Origin of the sequence: Motilibacter deserti (genome assembly GCF_011250635.1) — a bacterium.
Classification (GTDB): domain Bacteria; phylum Actinomycetota; class Actinomycetes; order Motilibacterales; family Motilibacteraceae; genus Motilibacter_A; species Motilibacter_A deserti.
Window position 1 is genome coordinate 21,157 of sequence record NZ_JAANNP010000006.1, and the last position, 18,196, is coordinate 39,352.

Sequence of the window (18,196 nt, forward strand, 5' to 3'; positions counted from 1 at the left end):
CGTTCCACAGCGGCACCGCGATTATCGGCCGTTCGGGGGGACGCGTGAGCTCGGTCCTGGGCGCCTCCGGCGTCGTCAACCGGGCCCGGCAAACACCCGATCTCGGCATCGGGGGTCCGCTAGTGTCGGCCGCAGAGGGTCCGGGAGCTCCGTCACCCGCGACCAGGGGGTTCTGCGATGCAGCAGGTGATGGTGGACGAGCGCCGTCGCGAGGGTGACCACGCGGTCACCAGGCACGGTGCGTCGCGGCGCGCCCGGTGGGCCGCGGTCGTCGGCTCTGCCCTCGCTGCGGCCGTGCTCGGTCTCTGCTTCCTCACGACGGGAGTGCAGTCCCCCTTCGACGAGATGGCGCACTTCGACTACGTCGCGAAGCTGGCGGAGGGTGATGTCCCGCAGGTGGGGGAGGACCTCGGACAGGAGTCGCTGCGGGAGTTCGCCTGCCGGTCCGAGCCGACCACCCCGCTGGGGGCTGCGTGCGGCGCCACCTCCGTCGATCCCGCGCTCGCACCGTTCGAGGGCCAGAGCTACACCACCGAGTACTTCCCGACGTTCTACGGCGTGACAGCGGTCGTCAGCAAGGCCCTCGGCGCCGTGCCCGGGGTCTCGCTGCTCGAGGCCGCTCGGCTGGCCGACCTGCTCTGGCTCTGCCTCGGAGTGGCGGCCGTGGCGGCGCTGTCCCTGCGGCTCGGCGCGCGCCCTACGGGCGCCTTCGCGGGCGCGACGCTGCTCGCGGCGATGCCACTGGTCCTGCTGCTCGGGACGAGCGTAACGAACGACTCGGCGGCGATCGGGTGGGCGGCACTGGTCCTGCTCGTCTGGCTGCGGCTCGAGGCGGCGCCGGCGCGCCGCCGCGTCCTGCTGGTCGGGCTCATCGGGCTCATGGGGCTGACCGTCAAGGAGACCACGGTGCCGGGCCTCGCACTCGCCGCGCTGCTCGAGCTGCGAGCGTCGATGGCCACCGGTGCGACGTCGTCGCCCGGTGGGCACGGACGACCGGCCGCGGGTCGGTTGCGCGCGCTGGTGCGACCGCTCGCGCTCCTCGCACTGCCCGCGCTGGGCTACGGGGTGCTCGCTGTGCTCGACGACGGGGCGCGTGGGGTAGCCGACCCCGCCAACAAGACCTATGCGTTCCTCATCAGCCTCGCCACTCCGCAGGGCGAGGTCCTCCGTGACGCTGTGGCAGCGGGGCTGACCCCCTTCGCGGCCCCCGATGACCTGCCCGGCGTCGCCGCGGCCGTGCTCGCGGTGACCGGCGTGCTCGCGCTGGCCTTCGGTGTCCTGTCGGCCGGCTCGGCCGCTCACGTGGTGCTGCGCTCGACCCTGCCGTGGCGGGCGGACACCCTCACCGTCGTACGCCAGGGCTTTCTGGTCGGGGCGCTCGTCACTGGCCCCGTCTTTCTCGTCGCGACGCGGGTGACAGCGGGCGTCGCGTTCTACAACCCGCGCTACGCGCTGCCGCTGGCGGCGGTGGGGGCGGCCGCGGTCTTCGCCGACCTGTCGCGCCGGTGGAGCGCGGCGGTCGCCGGGGCGGCCCTCGTGGTCGTCGGCGTGCTCGCGCTCGGCTACCTGGTCGCCTGACCGGGGCGAGCGCTCGGAAGGCACCGGCCGGGCGGCGGTCGCGCGGTTATCCTCGCGGGACGGCCGCGTGGCCACCCGATCAGCGGCGGCTCCCGAGGAGCCCGCGTGGCTGGAAGGACAGGGGAGGGCAGTGCTTGCTCCGCCGGGGTTCGTGCACCGGCGCCGGTACTCCCGCCGCCTCCGGGTCTCGGTCGCGTCGGTCGCGATCCTCGTCGTCCTCGGAGCTGGCGCCGCATTCACGGCCGCGGCTGCCCACGCACCCCGCTACACGGCGATCTCGAGCGTCTTGCTGCGCGACTACCAGCTCGGCGGGGCGCCGCTGGCTGACGAACGCGCCGCCCTCCGCTTCCACACCAACGCCGCGTTCATCGCGAGGTCACGCCCGGTCCTGGAGGGTGTCGCGGTCCGCATCGGCCGACCGCGCGCAGACTGGGCGCGGCTGCGCGAGGACCTCGCCGTCACCTCCCGCGAGGACGCGGACGTCCTCGATCTGTGGGCGTCCGCGCGGACGGCCGCCAGTGCCACTCGGCTCGCGGACGCCGTGGCTTCGGAGCTCACGGACCGCCTGCGCGGCCAATTCAAAGCCGTGCCGCCCGGTCTCTCGGCCGAGGGCCGTCGCCGGTTCGAGGACCTGCGCGACCTCGAACGCGTCAGCCCCGCCGCGGAGGTGCTCGTCTCGGAGCCTCCGGCCGACCGGGTCAGCATCGAGCCATGGCGCGCCGGGCTGGCCGGTGGCGTCGCCGGGCTGGTGGCCGGCCTGCTCGTGCTGGCCTGGCGGTTCCGTCGCCGGGACGAGCTGTCTCGCTTCCCGGCGGCCGGGGACGACGCTGCGCGCCCGGCGTCGTCATGAGCGCTGCCCTGACCGCGCGCGCTCCGCGCCGGCCCCGCGGGCGCCCCGCCTCACTCGTGGCGGGCGTGGGCGTTCCGCTGGTCCTGCAGCTCGCGGGCCTGGGGGTCGCCGGCTGGCCGCGCGGCCTCCTCGTCCTGCCCGCCGTGGGCCTGCTTCTCGCCGTGGCGTACGCCGGCTCGCGGCTGAGTCATGTGCTGGTTGCGGGCCTCGTCGCCTTCTTCTGCATCCAGCCGACGTTGAAGTTCTACGTCTCCTGGTACTTCGGCCCCGCGAAGGACGCCGCCGTGCTCGTCGCGGTCCTTGCCTTGGCCATCCGCCTGCTGCGGGACCGCACCGCGCTGCGCAGAGCTGACCCGTGGGTGGCGGGCGGGGCCCTCCTGCTCGTCGGGCTCTACGTGGTCGATCCCGTCGGCGACCATGGGGCAGCCTGGCTGACCGCGACCCGGCTCACCGCGTCCGCGTTCGGGTTGTTCCTCGTCGGCTGGCTGCTTCCCGACCCGGCTCGGACGTGGCGCTTCGCCGCTGGCGCGCTCGTCGCCGTCGGGGTTGCCCAGGGCCTGCTGGGGCTCGTGCAGCAGGCCATCGGCGCCCAGCGTCTCGTTGATGACTTCGGCCTCTGGCTCGGGTTCCAGGTGCGGGAGACCCACGGCGGGCAGTTGCGCAGCTTCGGGACCTTCTCGGACCCCTTCAGCTACGCCGCCGTGATGGCTGTCGCCCTGGTGGCCGCGCTCACGCTGCCGCTGCGCAGGTCGCACGGGGCCGTCGCGACCGGCGTCATCGCCCTTGGGGTGATCGTGTCCTTCGTGCGGACCGAGGCCGTCCTCGTGGTCGCCGTCCTCGTGGCCGCCGTCGCGGTCCGGGGACACCGAGCGAGTGCGGTCCTGCTCGGCGCGGCCGCGACAGCGGCATCGACGCTCTACCTCGTCCTGCCCGCACGCACGAGCAGCACGGCGACGGGGCTGGACGTCCTGCTCACGCTGAACGGCAGGACCGAGCTCTGGTCGCAGGTGCTCCGCGGCCCGTGGGACGTGCTGGCCGGTCGGGGCGTAGGGCAGGTGGGGACCGGGCTGGCGCGCAGCCAGTCCGGTCTGTGGGGCCCGACCGTGGACCAGGCGGGCGCCACGGTGTCGCCCGGAGCGCCGTCCTCCCTGCTCTACGTCGACAACGCCTACCTCTCCCTCGTAGCCGACGTGGGTCTGCCGGGGCTCGTGCTCACCTGCGCGGTCTTCGCGCTGATGGCGCGCACGCTGCTCCGGGCAGCACCTGCTGCTCCAGCGCTGTGCGGGCTCGGCACGCTCGCGGTGGTCGCCGTCGACGGGCTCACGCGCAGCTCCCTTACGCAGTTCCCCTTCGGCTACGTCGCCCTGCTGGTCCTCGGGACGGCCCTCGCCGCAGCCACCCACGGCGGCGACGCGCGGCTATCCGACGCCGGGTGTCAGCCTCGCGGCGCGCTCAGCAAGCCCGCGAGCAGCGGGACCGCAGCCGGGGCGTCTTCGTAGCCGAGGAGCCAGCTGGGTGCGGCGGCCGCGATCGCCGTCGCTCGAAGGAAGGCTCCGCGTGGGTCGCGGTAGTGGTTGAAGGAGTTCTTGAGCAGCAGCTCTGCGGCCGTGCTCCGGGGCAGCCTCGTCGCCTCCGGCAGGCCCGGGCGCCGGTCGAGCACCACCACCACGGTCACGTCGACCTGGCCGCGCTCCACGTTCCCGAGCAGACTGGCGCGGTAGAACCCCTCGGTCTGCGAGCGGACCGGGGCCGGCGCCAGGCCGAGCAGCGCCTGCGACGCGGACAGCAGGCTCAGCGGGCGCGGGTACGCGACCACTTTCGTCGCCTCCTCGTCGGGAAAGCGGGCCGCCTCGTCCGTGAGGTACGTGAGCCCTGCCCCGAGCGCGGCAGCGCAGAGCGTCGTCTTGCCGGTGCCTGACACCGCAGGCACGATTGCGGCGCGGCCGTCGAGGGCGAGGACGGCGGCATGCACCGCGAACACGTCCTCGTCGTCGATCGCCACGGTGTTGAGCAGTCGCAGCGTGTCCACGACCAGGCCCGGGCCGTCGGGCGATGCGAGCAGCAGGGCGTCCCCGCGGTAGAGCTGCCACCGGCCGTCGGTCTCGCGCAGGGTCCAGGTGTCCTCGGCGGGCTCGTGCGTCGGGACGACGAGGTCGCCGACGAGGTCGAGCAGCTCGGCCCCGAGCGTGCGGCCGGCAGGCACGACCAGGTCCCAACGGCGTCCGAGGACGCCCAGCGCGACGCGGTCGAGGCGCAGGTCCTGTGCGGTCAAGGCGTCGCGAGGAGGTAGCCCTCATGGAGCAGGCGCTGGACGGCGGCCTCGACGTCGGCCCGGATGGCGTCGGCGTCGACTCCCAGAGCGTCGTGCAGCATCTCGACGACCTCGTCCACGGTGGCGGCTCCTGCGGTGCACGCTGCCCAGATCGAGGTCGCCGACTCGTTGAGCGACAGCGCGCTGGTCGAGGCCGGATGCAGCAGCATCGCCCGTCCCTCGATCTCCTGCACGAGGACGCCGTCGGCGACCTGCCACGAGAGCGCCTGGGTCACCCTGTCCTCCGTCTGCCGGTCCCACCGCCGCGCCCCGCAGCGGCCCGCATCGTCACCGCCCTCGAGTGGGGCGACGAGCTGTGCGCCAGGCAGCATGCCACGCTGCGGGACACGGATGGCGGGAGCCCGTCACCCGATGCGGGCGGCCTCGGGGTCCCGGAGGTCGATCGTGCGCTCCTGCTCCGGCAGCTTGATGACCCGCGGGCCGGCCACCACGTCGCGGACGACGGCCCGCAGCCGCGTGCGGAAGGCGGACTCGGAGTAGCGGCCGGCGTGCTGGGCGACGCGTGCGCGGTCGAGGTCCGGCAGCCGCCGAAGGGCGTCGCGTACCGCCTGAACAGTCGGCTCCTCCACGAAGACGCCCGAGACGCCAGGGTCGAGGGTGTCGAGGAAGCCACCGGCGCGGAGTACCACGGCAGGCGTCCCGAACGCGTTGGCCTCGATCGGGGTCAGCCCGAAGTCCTCGTAGCTCACGCTCACGAGCGCACGCGCATTCGCATAGAGCCAGCGCAGCTGCGCGTCGCTGACGATGCCGAGGCGGGTGACCGGAGCGGGTGCCGTCCGAGGGTCCCCTGACCCGCTGCCCACGACGACGAGGCGCTGTCCCGCCATGCCTGCCACCGCGTCCTCGACTATTGCGGTGTTCTTGTAGCCGCGGCCGCGGGCCACGGTGATGAGGAAGCCGGGCTCGAGGCCGGGGACCGGCTCGCGCTCAGCATCGACGTCGACGGCGACCGGGGGCGCCAGCACCTCGGCCTCGATGCCGTACACCCGCTTGATCCGCTCGGCCACGACGGTGGAGTTCGCGAGGTACCGGTCGGCGGTGCGGGCGGCCCGGTTGTCCCAGCGGGCGAGCGGGCGGCGCACCGGGGCGAGCGCAGCGCCGCGCCAGGGGGACCGGGCGAAGTACTCCTCGCTCTGGTACAGCCAGCGCGCCGGGTTGTGGCAGTAGACGACCTTGCGGACGCCCGGCGCGGTGCGGACCGCGTGCGCCCACCCGCTGCTGCTCGCAACGACGACGTCCGCGTCGTCGATCGTGGTCATGCCCCACGCGGGCGCGAGAAGTGGCAGGGCGAGCCTCGGGTCGTTGCGGAACGCCGGGACGTTCTGCAGCAGGCTGGTGCGCACCTGGTGCCGGTCGAAGCCCGGGAACGTCCGCTCCGCGGCGTAGACGCTGGTGACGAGCGGCGAGCCGGGGAAGCAGCGCAGCATCGCGAGAGCGACGCGCTCAGCGCCGCCCCGCTGCGTGACGTAGTCGTGGGCGACGACGACGCGCGGCTGGGCGCTCTGCGGCTGCCCGGCGGGAGACGCCTCGACGCGCGGGGCGACGTACCTCGTCAACGTCTTCATCGTGGCCTCACGCACGCGCGGACCGACGGCGCAGGGCCGGGACCGAGACCAGCCCGAGGCCCGCGATCAGCAGCGCGGCGGCGGCGGACAGCAGGACCGGGAGGCTCGTCGCACCCGTTCGGGCGAGGCCACCGGCGGCGGCGCCCGAAGCGCTGCTCTCCGAGCCGTCCCCCGAGCCGCTGCCGGCGCTGCCCCCTTCGGCACCCGTGCCGGGGGCCGGGGCCGCCGGGCCCGTCGCACCCGCCGGGCAGTCGCTGGCGGTCACGGTCGCGGTGACGGTGCGCGCCGCGTCCCCGGGCGGCGGGGTCTGCCCGGTCGCGGTGAGCGTGTAGGTGCCCGCCTGCGCGGGCGAGAGGACGTAGCTCGCCTTGCCGCTCGCGTCGGCCACGACGAACGTGCCCTCTGCGCCGGCGCCGGTGATGGCCACGGTGCTGCTCGGCGCGAAGCCGTCGGCGGCGAAGGTCACCGACGTGCCCACGCATGCGTCGGACGCGGTGACCGTGCCGTTGCCGCTCGTCGGCACGTAGTCCGCCCAGGCGGCGCTCGTGCCCGCCGCGCCCAAGAACGCCGCGCTGACGATGCCCGCCCCCAGGATCGTCATCAACTGCTGAGTCGTTCGCATGTGAAGCCCCTCCCTGTGTCACAGAGTAGAGGTGATCGCCCCGTGCTGGATGCAGAGAGTTGCTAATCGTCCGAGTGAACCCCGGAATGGCCTAGCGTTGACACGAAGCGTGATGAACGTTGACCGTCGGTGGTTGTACGAGTGGCTGAGTGCGAACGGTTGGTGCAGCAGTCATGGCCGGCAGGTTGGCGTGCAGCGTGAGCTCCCGCTGCGAGCCGGGGTCGACTGTGGTGTAGAGCGACAGGACCGTAAAACCGCTCTCCGTGCGCACCTCCATCCCGGTCGCCGTCCCGTCCAGCGTCGCTGCGCCCAGCGTCGACCCGGGCGGTAGGTAGACCGAGACGTAGTCGCGGCGCTGCCCGGTGGGGGATCCCGGCCGGCCGCCGAGGTCGGCCCGAGTGGTGACGTACGCGGGGAGCCCACTGCGAGGTGCGGAGTTCCCGATGCGCACGTCGAGCGTCGCCTCCTGCCGCCCCTTGGCGCAGGCCGCGGAGGTGTAGGTGATCTCGCGGGTGATGTAGGGGCCGAGCTTGCTCCCGCCGGCATCGTTCACGACCACGGCGATCAGGGGGGAGGGAGGGCCGGACAGGCTGCCGCCGATCCGTTGTCCGGCGAGGATCGCCTGTACCCGCTCGTCTCCGGGCATCGCGACCGAGATGCGCCCCTCACGGGCGCCGCGGACCAGGGCGAGGACGAGCGCGCGCGCGTCGGTGCGCGGGGACATGACGGCGGTGAGCGTCCGGTCGAGCAGCTCGCGGACCCGCTCGTCGCGCTCGAGCTCGTCGGGATAGCGGGCGTACTGGTCCTGCAAGACGAAGCGGGCCGCTGTCCCGGCGTCGAGCTGCGTCCCGTCGGAGAGCCGGACAGGGCCCGTCGCGGCGAGGAGGTAGCCGAGGACCAGCGGGTCCATGGTGGCCACGCCGTCCACCCGCTCCCCGCGCGACGCCTCCCACTTCGCGGCCCAGATGCCGGCCGCCACGGGCAGGTCCGGGCTGACGCCGCCGTTGATGGCCAGGGTCGTCGGCGACCACGTGCCCCACTGGGCGGCGTACCCCGGCGGCAGCGGCACCTTCACCGCACGCTCGTTCCGGAAGATGCGGTTCGTCTCCACCTCGGTCACCGTCACCTTGCCGCGGTCCGCCCTCGCGACGCCCACGCCCCCGAGGAGCCCGCCCGTGCCGCGCGCCTCGGCAGGCGTCTGCAGGGCCACCAGCCATCGACGGGGTGACTGCGCGCCCAGGGCGGCGGGGAGCACACGGGCCGCGGTGTGAGCGGCGCCGAGCGTGCAGACCAGGTCGTCCAGGGTGCCCAGCAGCGTGGAGCGGGCCGTCCCGACCTGCGCGGGCCGGCTCACCTCAGGCGAGCGCGCGACGCGCTCCCGCACGCGTCTGGCGGCCGCTACGGCGTCTCCCAGCGGCGCCTCTGCGGCGACCAGCGGTGGCAGTCGGAAGGCCGCCGAACCGGTGCGCAACTGCTCGGGACGCAGGGCGGCCGCGACCGGCAACAGTGGCGGGAGGACCTCGCGGCTGAGGTCGTCGGCCGCCGCGGTCAGCGCCCGGACCGTGCGCAGCGGCCCGCCCGCGACCGGCACCCGCGACCCGACCGCCCACACCGGGCCTCCGGTGAGGTCGCGCGCCCGGGCCGCATGTCCCGAGGCGGCGCTCAGTGCCGCCGCTGCGGTGGCGGCGTCCCCCGAGAGCGCGGCGGTCCGAGCGGTGGTGAGCTGCGCCTGCGCCGCTTCGAGCTCGGCACGGGCGTCGCGGCCGCTCGAGAGCAGTTGGTAGCCCGCCGCTGTGCCGGCGAGGACGACCAGGGCCACCACGGCCACGGCCGCGAGGAGGAGCCGGCGGGTTCTGCGCACGCGGGGCAGGCTAGGGGCGGTGCCTCAGCTGTGTGGGTGCGGCTCAGTGGGCCAGCGTGATGATGCCGCTGCAGGTGGCAGAGCCTCCGCAGGGCGTGATCGTCAGCCGCACCTTGCCGCCGATGCACGGCGTGCACGAGGGGCGCGACGGGCGGCAGACCTTCCGATTCCAGCAGTCACGGAACGTCCGCGTGTAGGTGTTGGTCGTCGTGGTGGGCCAGGTCGACGGCCGGAGCAGGTTGTAGGCCGACGCCTGCGTCGAGGTCAGTTGGCGCGCGTCCTGGCTGTCGATGTCCACCGAGCCCGCGAGGCTGTACTGGAAGACGTCGTAGACCCAGTCCTTGATCGCCGCGTCGGAGCAGCCGGCCTTGATGTCGTCGAGGGCCCGGCTGGCGTTGGTCGTCGTAGGCCGGACGATGAACGTCTGCTCGAAGCACGATGTCTTGTTGACCCAGAACACCGCCTTGACGGTGTAGTAGTCGCACGTCGAGGGCTTGGGCGACGGCTTGGTCGTCGCCTCGGCCGACAGGCTCATCGTCTGCAGGACCGGGGCGCTCCACGCGAGGGTGCCGCCGACCACTGCGATGCGGCGGAGGGCATCCCTGCGCGAGACGTTCCCAGGCTGGGTCGCACTGTCGTTCATCAGCCCCCCCGGGCGTCGGCGGGAGTCTCTGACGAGCTCTCCGCGGCGATCTTGTCCTCTGAGTCTAGGGAGGTGACGCGCGAGCAGGTGTAGGTCGGGGGGGGGCGTCGCCCGTTCTGAGGGGGTTCGGGCGCTGAAGATCACACGATCGGGTGGGTGTGGTGCCCGGTGTCAGTCCATCGGCGGGCCGCGGACGAGCGGGGAGGGGGCAGGGGCTCGGGCGAGTATGCTGGTCGGCAGCACGGCGAGGGAACCGTACGGCTCCGTGATCGACGAGCGGTGCCGTTGTGTGCCCTTGCCGCCCGCGCCGCCGCTCGTCCCGAGCCGCCGTGGGCGAGCCCGACCGCCCGTGGACAGAACGAGTCCCACCGTCACGAGGAGCACCGCTGTGTCCGAGGTCCGCATCTCCGCCGAGCCCCGTACCGAGTTCGGCAAGGGTGCGGCACGCCGCATCCGCCGCGACCACAAGGTGCCGGGCGTCGTCTACGGCCACGGCAACGCGCCGCGCCACATCGCGCTGCCCGGGCACGACCTGATGCTCGCGCTCAAGACCCCCAACGTCCTGCTCTCGCTCGACCTGGGCGGCGAGACGATCCTCGCGCTGCCGAAGGACGTCCAGCGCGACCCGGTCAAGGGGTTCCTCGAGCACGTCGACCTGGTCGTCGTCGAGCGCGGCGAGGCCGTCAGCGTCGAGCTGCCGATCCACGTCACCGGCAAGCCGGCCGGCGACGGCCTGCTCGTCGTCGACCTGCAGACGGTGTCCGTGGTCGCCGAGGCCACCCACCTGCCCGAGTTCGTCGAGCTGTCGGTCGACGGCATGCCCGCCGGGACGCAGGTCCTGGCCAAGGAGATCTCGCTGCCGGCGGGCGCCACCCTGGAGGGCGACCCCGAGCTGTCGATCCTGCGCATCACGGGTACGCCCACCGCCGAGCAGCTGGACGCCGACCTCGCCGGCGCCGAGGCCGAGCTGGGGATCGTGCACGAGGCGAAGTCCGAGCCCGCCGCCGGCTCGGAGGGCTGACGCCTGGCCGGGGACCTTCCCGGCGGCGCGCCCGTCGACGGGGCGTGGCTGGTCGTGGGCCTGGGCAACCCGGGCCCGGACTACGCCACGACCCGTCACAACGTCGGCGCGATGGCGCTGGACGTCCTCGGCGGGCGCGTCGGCGGGCGCTTCGGCGCCCACCGGCGGGGGCGCGCCGACGTGCTCGAGGGCCGCATCGGCGGGCCGGGCGGCCCCCGGGCCGTGCTGGCCAAGCCGCGGTCCTACATGAACGAGTCGGGCGGCCCGGTCGCCTCGCTGCAGCAGGCGTTCAAGATCGGGCCTGAGCGCATCGTCGTGGTCCACGACGAGCTCGACCTCCCGTTCGGGGCGCTGCGGCTGAAGCTGGGCGGGGGCGACAACGGGCACAACGGGCTCAAGTCCCTTCGGCGCTCGCTCGGGACCGGCGACTACCTGCGCGTACGCCTTGGCATCGGCCGCCCGCCCGGGCGCCAGGACCCCGCCGACTTCGTGCTCAAGCCCTTCTCCTCTCCGGAGCGCAAGGAGCTCGACGTCTTCCTTGAGCGCGCGGCCGACGCCGTCGAGGAGCTCGTGACGCTCGGCCTCGAACGCGCGCAGAGCTCGTTCAACGACTGACGCGCTCCAAAGGCTGACGCGCCGGCGGGAGTGGCAGCGTTTCGCCCCACGAGCGAGGGCCAACCTGACAATGGGGTCGCGACGCCGACGCCGGAGGAGGGTGATGTGACCACAGGCGAGCCGCACGTCGCCCACGTCCCGATCCCGCTGGCCCGCAGTGGCAGCGGGATCACCAACGTCGTACGCGGCCTCGCGGCGGCGCACGAGCGCGCTGGCGGGCGCTCGACCGTGGTGCTCAGCCACAACCGGCCCGGCACCGTCCGGCACGCCCGCGTCGAGCGGGTGGACTACACCGCCCACTGCCCGCGCGAGAGCTTCCGGCGCACCGAGTACCTCCTCGACCACATGCTGGGCGCGCTCGGCCGCGAGCGCCGCTTCGCCCCCGGCCTGTTCGACCCGGCGGTGGAGCGGCTGCGCGCGCTGGGCCCCGACGTCGCCCTGCTGCACGAGGGGCACTACGCCGCGACCGCCCTCCCGCGGCTGCGGGCCGCCCTGCCCACGGCGCGCCTGGGCTACTACGTCCACACCCGGCTGTCCCGCGCGTACTCGCGGCGCGAGGTCCGCCGACTGCTCGCTCCGGCCGACTCCATCGTCTGCGTCAGCGCCTACACCGCCCAGCACGTGGTCGACCGGCACGGCGGCAGCCCGCCGGAGGTCTCGGTCGTGCTGAACGGCGTCGACACCCAGGTCTTCAGCCCGCCCGCGCACCGGCAGCCGCACGAGCGGCTGCGCCTGCTCTTCGTCGGGCAGGTCACCGCCGAGAAGGGCCCGCACCTGCTGCTCGAGGCCGTGGCGATGCTGCCGGAGCACGTGCAGCGCCGGCTCAGCCTCCGCGTGGTGGGGTCGTCGGCCCACGGCTGGGTCCCCGAGCTCTCGGCCTACGAGGAGCGGCTGCGGCGCACGGCGTTCACGCTGGCCGCCGACGTCCGCTTCCTCCCCTTCCAGGACAACGAGACCCTCGTCGAGCACTACCGCTGGGCCGACGTGGTCGCGGTGCCCTCGCTGTTCCAGGACCCCTGCCCGCTGGTCGTGCTGGAGGCGATGGCGTGCGGCGCGGCCGTCGTGGCCAGCCGGGTCGGGGGCATCCCGGAGCTCGTCGGCTCCGCCGGCCTGCTGCTGCCGGCGGCGCCCGATCCCTTCGCTGCCGCGCTCGAGCACCTCATGCGCGACCGTCCGGAGGTGGCCCGGCTGTCCGCGCGCTCCGTCGCGCGCGCGGGTGAGCTCGACTGGGACAGCCGCAACGACGAGGTCCTGCGCGCGCTGCGCGTCGCGTCGCCGCGCGGGAGCCGCTGAGCTGCGGGAGACGCGTCAGGGCGTGACGGGGTTGAGCAGCACGGGGTCGACCGCGTATCCCGCGTCCCCCGGTGCCGGGCCCGTCGGCATCGCCCCGGGCACCGTGCCTGTCACGCCCCACCCGGGCGGCAGCGTGAGGGGGCCGTTCGCGTGCGGGGTGGCCGACGCCCCGGCCTCGGCCTCGACCTGGGCCCCTGCAGGCACCGTGTAGGACACGACGTAGTCCACGCCCGGCGCTAGGTCGACCGGAGTGCCGGTGGCGTAGAGCCAGGAGCCGACGCCGTCGGATGCGACCGGCGAGGGGTGGAACGACAGCGTCGCGAGGAGCGTGCCGTCCGCGCGCCAGACCCGGGCGGTGCGGGCCGAGACGCTTTCGCTCGCCCGATGGACGCGTACGCCCACGAGCTGCTGCGCCGACGTGACCCGGAAGCGGGTCCCGACCTCGGCCGCTCCTGGCACCGTCGTGGCGTTCCCGGCCGGCGTCGCCGGAAGCGCGGTGACGGGCGGGCCGGCCACCCAGTCGACGGCTCCGAGCAGGGCGAAGCCTGTGTTCTCCGCCGGCTGCAGGGTGGCCGACCCGGGGGCGCTCAGCCGCGCGACCGGCGTCGCGCCGAGCCCGGCGTACGCGGACTGGGTGAAGCCGCTCGCGGGGCCGGCTGCTGCGGCCGCCCCGCCCCAGGCCCACACCGTCCCGGTCGAGTCCACCGCGAAGGTGTACGCCGGGGTGACCCGCACGGCGCGCCAGTCCCTTCCTGCCCCGAGCCGTCGCGGCAGCGGCGCGTCGGCCTCATCGCCGCCGCCGTTGCGGTTGAGCATCCCCATGCCCCAGCACCAGAGCGTCGCGTCCGCCTTGATGCCGCAGCCGTTGTTGCCGGCGAAGTCGTACTCGACGAACTCGCGCGACACGAGCAGCGGCGTCAGCTGCGTGCTTCCCGCGCCCGCGGCCCCGACCGAGCCGAAGGGGTTCATGCCCCAGCAGTAGAGGCCGGCCCGGCGCAGGCCGCAGCCGCCGGCGAGCGACATGCGCACGTCGAGCCAGTCGGTGTACGCGTCGGCCCGCACGGGGGACCGGGCCGGCACGTTGGAGACCGCACCGTTGCCGAACGCCCCGGTCTCGTTGGCGCCCCAGCACCAGCGCGTGCCGTCGGTGCGGACCGCGCACGCGCTGAGGTTGGTGACCGACACCCGCGCCCAGCCGGTCAGGGCGCCGGCCTGCACCGGCCGTGTGCTGCCGCCGCCGGAACCGTTGCCGAGCAGGCCGTAGCCCACGCCCATGGCGCCCCAGCACCAGAGCGTCCCGTTGCCGGACCGGATCGCGCAGGCCGAGTACGTCCCGACGTCGACGGAGTCCCAGCCGGTGCCCACCACCTCGGGCGTGGAAGCGGTGCCACCCGCGGTCGACCTGGTGCCCAACTGGCCGAACCCGTTCGTCCCCCAGCACGCGAGCTCACCCGACGTAGCCACACCGCAACCGAAGCCACTGCCCATCGAGACGGACGCGTAGGACAGCCCGGTCCGGCGAAATGTCGGCTCGAACAAAGACGCGGGAAGTGCAGTTCCGGCAGTCGAGTTCGCTCCGGCCGTGAGCAGCGGGCGCGTGCTCCAGCCGCCCGCCGCCCATGCCGAGCCGCCGGACGAGATGGACGCGCCGAAGGCGGCGTACGTCGGCGGCACGAGGCCGGCGAGCCCGAACGACCCGAACGGGCCTACCGGGGCGATCGCCCCGGCCAGCGCCGTCACCGCCGTGGTGAGCGCGAGGACTGCGCTGCGCAGCCGGCGCGTCGCCGTCCGCTCCCGTCTGCTCGTCACCTGCGTTCCCTCCTGCTCCTGCCCGCTCGGCGAGGCTGCTGCCGTGCTGCTGCCGAGCCGATGCCGTGCTGCTGCGGCGCGTGCTGCTGCGGGTGCCCGCCCGGCCGCTCCGGCCGACAGACTGCGACGGGTGGCGGCCACGCGAGACCGGATACGCACGATTTGAGGCGGAGGTCCCGGCCCGATCGAGTGACCGGACGGTAGCGCTGTGCGGCATCTGGGCGAAAGCGCCCGCAGGCGTACCGATCGGCGAGACACTGGTTGCCCGGGCGGTTCGGACGGAGCCAGCGGTCCCGACGCGTTCCGCGCGGAAACTAACGCCGTCGTCATGGATTTAACCCGGCTGTTGTCCTAGGTTCAGGGGCACGAGGCCGGGGCGCGGCGCAAAGCGCCGCAGCGCCTTGCGCCCGGGGGGTGGTCGAGCGAGGGGGAGTCATGCACATGGGCCGACCCGCCGCGCCGCGGGCCTGGTCGGGGGCGGGCCCCACGGTGTCGGGGGGCGCCGCACGGATGCCTGCCCCGGCGGCTGACTCGGTCCCTGTGCCGGTTCCTGCGCCGGCGCCTGACCCGGTGCCTGCCCCCTCGCCTGCTCGCTCGCCCCGGGTCGTCGGCGCGCCGGGGCCGCTCGCTTCCGTCGTCATCCCGGCGCACCAGGAGGAGGCGACGATCGCGCGCTGCCTCGAGGCGCTGCTCGGCGCGGCCGCGCCGGGCGAGCTGGACGTGGTCGTCGTCTGCAACGGCTGCACCGACGCGAGCGCCGAGCGCGCCCGGGCCACCGCCGCTCGGCTCGGCCACCGCGTACGCGTCCTCGAGCTCGACGTGGCGAGCAAGGCAGCGGCCCTGCGCGCGGGCGACGCGGTCGCCGACGGCTTCCCTCGGCTCTACCTCGACGCCGACGTGGAGTGCCCGACGGCCACCGTGCGCCGGCTCGCGGCGAGCGTCGCACCCAAGGGCGAGGGCGAGGGCGAGGGCGAGGGCGCCGAGCTCGCCGTCCCCGCGCGGCGGCTGGACCTGTCCGCGGCGAGCGCAGCGGCCCGTTCCTTCTACCGCACCTGGGAGGAGCTGCCCTGGGTGGCGCAGGCCCGCACCGGCCGCGGTGCCCTGATGCTGTCCCACGCCGGCCGCAGCCGGGTGGGCGCCTTCCCGGACGTCGTCGCCGACGACCGGTGGGTCACGAGCGCCGTGCCCTCCGCCGCGGTGCGCATCCTCGACGACGCCCCGTGCACGGTCCGCCCGCCAGCCCGCCTGCGCGACGTCGTACGGGTGCGGTCGCGCATCTACGCCGGAAATTCCCAGCTCGCCGAGCAGGGTGTGGCGCCCGCGTCGGACCGCCCGCTCGGCAACCGCCTCCGGCAGGTGGTCCGGCTGGTCGGGCGCCCGGCGGGCTGGCCCGGCGTCGCGGTCTTCGCCGGCGTCACGCTGAGCGCGAAGGTCCTCGCGCGCACCCGGGCACGGAACGTGTGGGCGCGGGACGACCGGCGAGGCCAGGCGTGACGCGGACGGTCCCCGCGGCGGCTCGCGAAGGCGCGCTGCAGGACGCGGCGTGTGCGGCCGCCGATGACGCGCCTGCCCTCGACGTCTGCGTCGTGGTCGTGGCCTATCGCAGCGCAGCCGACCTGCCGGCCTGTCTCGCGAGCGTGCGGACGGCCCTCGGCGGGCTGCGCGGCGCGGTCGTCGTGGTGGACAACGCGTCCGGTGACGGCGCCGAGGGCGTGGTGCGACGTGAGCTTCCGGAAGCTCACTTCACTGAACTGCAACACAACCGTGGGTTCTCGGGAGGCTGCCACGCGGGAGCGGACAGCGAGGCAGGGCGCAACGCCCGTCATCTGCTGTTCGTCAACCCGGACGCACGGCTCGAGCCGGGAGCGGTGCGCGAGCTGCTGGCCGCGGCGGCCCGCCACCCCGAAGCCGGTGTGGTGGGCGGCCTGGCGGTGCGCGCGGACGGTCGCCCCGACCCGCGGTCGTGGTACGGCCGCCCCACGTTGTGGTCGACGTTCTGCTTTGCCACCGGGCTGTCCACCGCGCGGCCCGGGTCCCGGGTCTTCGACCCCGAGAGCTCGGGCCCGTGGAGTGCGGCCGCCCTCGCGAACGACCGCGTCGTCCCCGCCGTCAGTGGAGCCGTCATGCTCGTGGAGCGCGGGCTCTGGGACGCTCTGGACGGGTTCGACCGCGCCTTCTTCGTCTACGGCGAGGACGTCGACCTGTGCCTGCGCGCCGGTCGCGCCGGCCGGCCCGCGGTCTTCGCCCCGGCGGCGCGTTACTTCCATCAGGTGGGAGCGTCCAGCATCGGCCTGCGCAGAGCGGTTCTGCTCTTCACTGGCAAGGTGACCTTGCTCCGCCGCCACCTGCCGGTGCCGGCCCGCCCGGTGGGCGTCGCGTTGCTCCTGGTCGGTGTGGCGGCGCGCGCGGGGGCCGCGCGGGCAGCGGGGCTGGCCGGCCGCGCCGGGCGCGGTCGACAAGGGGCCGTCCCCGTGCGGGAGCGGGCCCCGCTCGGGTTCTGGGGCGAGCTGTGGCGCGCACGCGCCGAGTGGATGCAGGGCTGGACGTCGACGGTGACGGGAGTGCAGCGGTGACCACCTTCGAGCACGTCGAGCGGAGGCGCTCCCGGCTTGGCCGGCCGACGACCCGGGGGCGTGCAGGGCACGCGGCTCCGGACGCCCCGTCCGGCGCGGCACCGGACGACGTGCCGGGCGCCGGGCGCACCCCCGGCCCGGGCGAGAGCGAGGTCGTCGGCCGCGTCTGCGTGATCGTGCAGAACATGCCCTACTCGCTGGACCGCCGGGTGCGCGCCGAGTGCTCGTCGCTGGTCGCGGCCGGCTACGGCGTCTCCGTCATCTGCCCGGCGGGGGAGGGGGAGGCGGCGCGCTACGAGCTCGACGGGGTGCACGTGCACACCTACGCGCCGCCGCCCGCGACCTCGGGCGCGCTCTCCTACATCTGGGAGTTCGCCTACTGCTGGATCCGCACGGCGCTGCTCTCGCTCTACGTCCTGCGCAAGCACGGCTTCGACGTGATCCAGGCCTGCAACCCGCCGGACACCTACTGGCTGCTCGCCCTGCTCTACAAGCCCTTCCGCAAGCGGTTCGTCTACGACCAGCACGACCTGTGCCCGGAGGTCTTCGAGGCCCGCTTCGGGCGCAGGGGCCTGCTCTACCGCGCCGTCCGCGTCCTCGAGCGCGGGTCCTACCGCGTCGCCGACAAGGTGGTCGCGACCAACACGTCCTACCGCCAGATCGCGATGACCCGCGGCCGGCGGTCGGCCTCCGACGTGCGCATCGTGATGAGCTGCCCCGACCCGAGCCGGCTGCGCCCCGGCCCCGCCGTGCCGGAGCTGCGGGCAGGCAGGCGCTTCCTCGTCACGTACCTCGGCATCATGGGGCCGCAGGACGGCGTGGACCGGCTGCTGCGCGCGATCGCGCACTACGTCCACGTGCTGGGGCGCACGGACTGCCAGTTCGGCCTGCTCGGCTACGGCGACAGCCTTCCCGCGCTGCGCGAGCTGGCCGACAAGCTCGAGATCGGGCCCTGGGTGACCTTCACCGGCCGGGTCGGCCCGGACGAGGTCCGGCGCTGGCTCTCGACCGCGGACCTCGGCATCACGCCGGACCCGAAGTGCGACTTCAACGACCGCTCCACCATGAACAAGACGCTGGAGTACATGGCCCACGGCCTCCCCGTGGTCGCGACCGACCTGGTCGAGACCCGCCGGTCGGCCCGTGGGGCCGCGGCCTACGTGACGACCGAGGAAGAGCTGGCCGAGCAGGTCGCGGCGCTGCTCGACGCACCGGCCAAGCGCAAGGAGATGGGCGCTCTGGGGCGCGAGCGCATCGAGCGCACGCTCTACTGGGACAAGCAGGCGATCCGCTACGTCGGGTTGTTCGACGAGCTGCTGGGGGTGCAGCGCCGGACGATCGACCTGACCGGCCGGGTCGTCCACCTTCCGGACCGGGCGGCGATGGCACACACCCGGTCGGCGGCGGCAACACGTGCACTCGGAGAGAAGTAGA

The 18,196-nt window shown here is 74.4% G+C and carries 16 protein-coding genes; 9 read left to right on the forward strand and 7 right to left on the reverse strand.

Annotated elements, in window-relative coordinates:
- Positions 1-177: 177 nt before the first annotated feature.
- From G9H71_RS11430 to G9H71_RS11440, 3 genes are all read left to right on the forward strand, one after another.
- Positions 178-1,578 carry a hypothetical protein gene (locus G9H71_RS11430; RefSeq protein WP_166281884.1) on the forward strand — a complete coding sequence of 467 codons (1,401 nt, stop codon included), beginning with the start codon at positions 178-180 and terminating at the stop codon, positions 1,576-1,578.
- 130 nt (positions 1,579-1,708) lie between these two features.
- Positions 1,709-2,428: a hypothetical protein gene (locus G9H71_RS11435; protein WP_166281886.1), complete on the forward strand. Its 720-nt coding sequence runs from the start codon at positions 1,709-1,711 to the stop codon at positions 2,426-2,428.
- 65 nt (positions 2,429-2,493) lie between these two features.
- Positions 2,494-3,927, forward strand: coding sequence for a hypothetical protein (locus G9H71_RS11440; RefSeq protein ID WP_166281888.1), 1,434 nt, complete (start codon positions 2,494-2,496; stop codon positions 3,925-3,927).
- On the opposite strand, the gene G9H71_RS11445 is transcribed toward G9H71_RS11440, so the two are convergent.
- The 6 genes from G9H71_RS11445 to G9H71_RS11470 all read right to left on the reverse strand — a co-directional run bounded on the left by G9H71_RS11445 (position 3,864) and on the right by G9H71_RS11470 (position 9,451).
- Complete coding sequence (locus tag G9H71_RS11445; protein ID WP_166281890.1) at positions 3,864-4,700, reverse strand: hypothetical protein; 837 nt, start codon at positions 4,698-4,700, stop codon at positions 3,864-3,866. The two genes, G9H71_RS11440 and G9H71_RS11445, sit on opposite strands and share 64 nt — an antisense overlap.
- A complete protein-coding gene (locus tag G9H71_RS11450; protein WP_166281892.1) occupies positions 4,697-4,975 on the reverse strand; it encodes a PqqD family protein in 279 nt (92 codons plus the stop codon). The genes G9H71_RS11445 and G9H71_RS11450 overlap by 4 nt, the downstream gene beginning before the upstream one ends.
- A 129-nt stretch (positions 4,976-5,104) precedes the next feature.
- A complete protein-coding gene (locus tag G9H71_RS11455) occupies positions 5,105-6,340 on the reverse strand; it encodes a glycosyltransferase (RefSeq protein ID WP_331272917.1) in 1,236 nt (411 codons plus the stop codon).
- Positions 6,333-6,947 carry a hypothetical protein gene (locus G9H71_RS11460; RefSeq protein WP_166281894.1) on the reverse strand — a complete coding sequence of 205 codons (615 nt, stop codon included), beginning with the start codon at positions 6,945-6,947 and terminating at the stop codon, positions 6,333-6,335. The genes G9H71_RS11455 and G9H71_RS11460 overlap by 8 nt, the downstream gene beginning before the upstream one ends.
- A gap of 91 nt (positions 6,948-7,038) precedes the next feature.
- On the reverse strand, positions 7,039-8,808 hold the full coding sequence (locus tag G9H71_RS11465) for a DUF4012 domain-containing protein (protein ID WP_166281896.1): 1,770 nt from the start codon (positions 8,806-8,808) through the stop codon (positions 7,039-7,041).
- 43 nt (positions 8,809-8,851) lie between these two features.
- Entirely contained in the window at positions 8,852-9,451 is a 600-nt protein-coding gene (locus tag G9H71_RS11470) for a hypothetical protein (RefSeq protein ID WP_166281898.1), read from the reverse strand.
- A gap of 388 nt (positions 9,452-9,839) precedes the next feature.
- Here G9H71_RS11470 and G9H71_RS11475 point away from each other — a divergent pair, with 388 nt between their 5' ends.
- The 3 genes from G9H71_RS11475 to G9H71_RS11485 all read left to right on the forward strand — a co-directional run bounded on the left by G9H71_RS11475 (position 9,840) and on the right by G9H71_RS11485 (position 12,380).
- Positions 9,840-10,472, forward strand: coding sequence for a 50S ribosomal protein L25/general stress protein Ctc (locus G9H71_RS11475; RefSeq protein ID WP_166281900.1), 633 nt, complete (start codon positions 9,840-9,842; stop codon positions 10,470-10,472).
- A 54-nt stretch (positions 10,473-10,526) separates the two neighbouring features.
- Positions 10,527-11,087 carry an aminoacyl-tRNA hydrolase gene (gene pth / locus G9H71_RS11480; protein WP_331272918.1) on the forward strand — a complete coding sequence of 187 codons (561 nt, stop codon included), beginning with the start codon at positions 10,527-10,529 and terminating at the stop codon, positions 11,085-11,087.
- Between the two features lie 105 nt (positions 11,088-11,192).
- Positions 11,193-12,380 carry a glycosyltransferase family 4 protein gene (locus tag G9H71_RS11485; protein WP_166281902.1) on the forward strand — a complete coding sequence of 396 codons (1,188 nt, stop codon included), beginning with the start codon at positions 11,193-11,195 and terminating at the stop codon, positions 12,378-12,380.
- A 15-nt stretch (positions 12,381-12,395) separates the two neighbouring features.
- Here G9H71_RS11485 and G9H71_RS24520 read toward each other — a convergent pair whose 3' ends face one another.
- Positions 12,396-14,189, reverse strand: a complete 1,794-nt coding sequence (locus G9H71_RS24520) for a DUF4082 domain-containing protein (protein ID WP_166281904.1) — start codon at positions 14,187-14,189, stop codon at positions 12,396-12,398.
- A gap of 570 nt (positions 14,190-14,759) precedes the next feature.
- Here G9H71_RS24520 and G9H71_RS11495 point away from each other — a divergent pair.
- The 3 genes from G9H71_RS11495 to G9H71_RS11505 are packed head-to-tail and all read left to right on the forward strand — an operon-like array spanning position 14,760 to position 18,195.
- Complete coding sequence (locus G9H71_RS11495; protein ID WP_166281906.1) at positions 14,760-15,683, forward strand: glycosyltransferase; 924 nt, start codon at positions 14,760-14,762, stop codon at positions 15,681-15,683.
- Positions 15,680-16,762, forward strand: coding sequence for a glycosyltransferase family 2 protein (locus G9H71_RS11500; protein WP_166281908.1), 1,083 nt, complete (start codon positions 15,680-15,682; stop codon positions 16,760-16,762). The genes G9H71_RS11495 and G9H71_RS11500 overlap by 4 nt, the downstream gene beginning before the upstream one ends.
- The gene (locus G9H71_RS11505; protein ID WP_331272919.1) at positions 16,759-18,195 is read left to right on the forward strand and encodes a glycosyltransferase family 4 protein; all 1,437 of its coding nucleotides are present in this window, start codon (positions 16,759-16,761) and stop codon (positions 18,193-18,195) included. The genes G9H71_RS11500 and G9H71_RS11505 overlap by 4 nt, the downstream gene beginning before the upstream one ends.
- Position 18,196 lies beyond the last annotated feature (1 nt).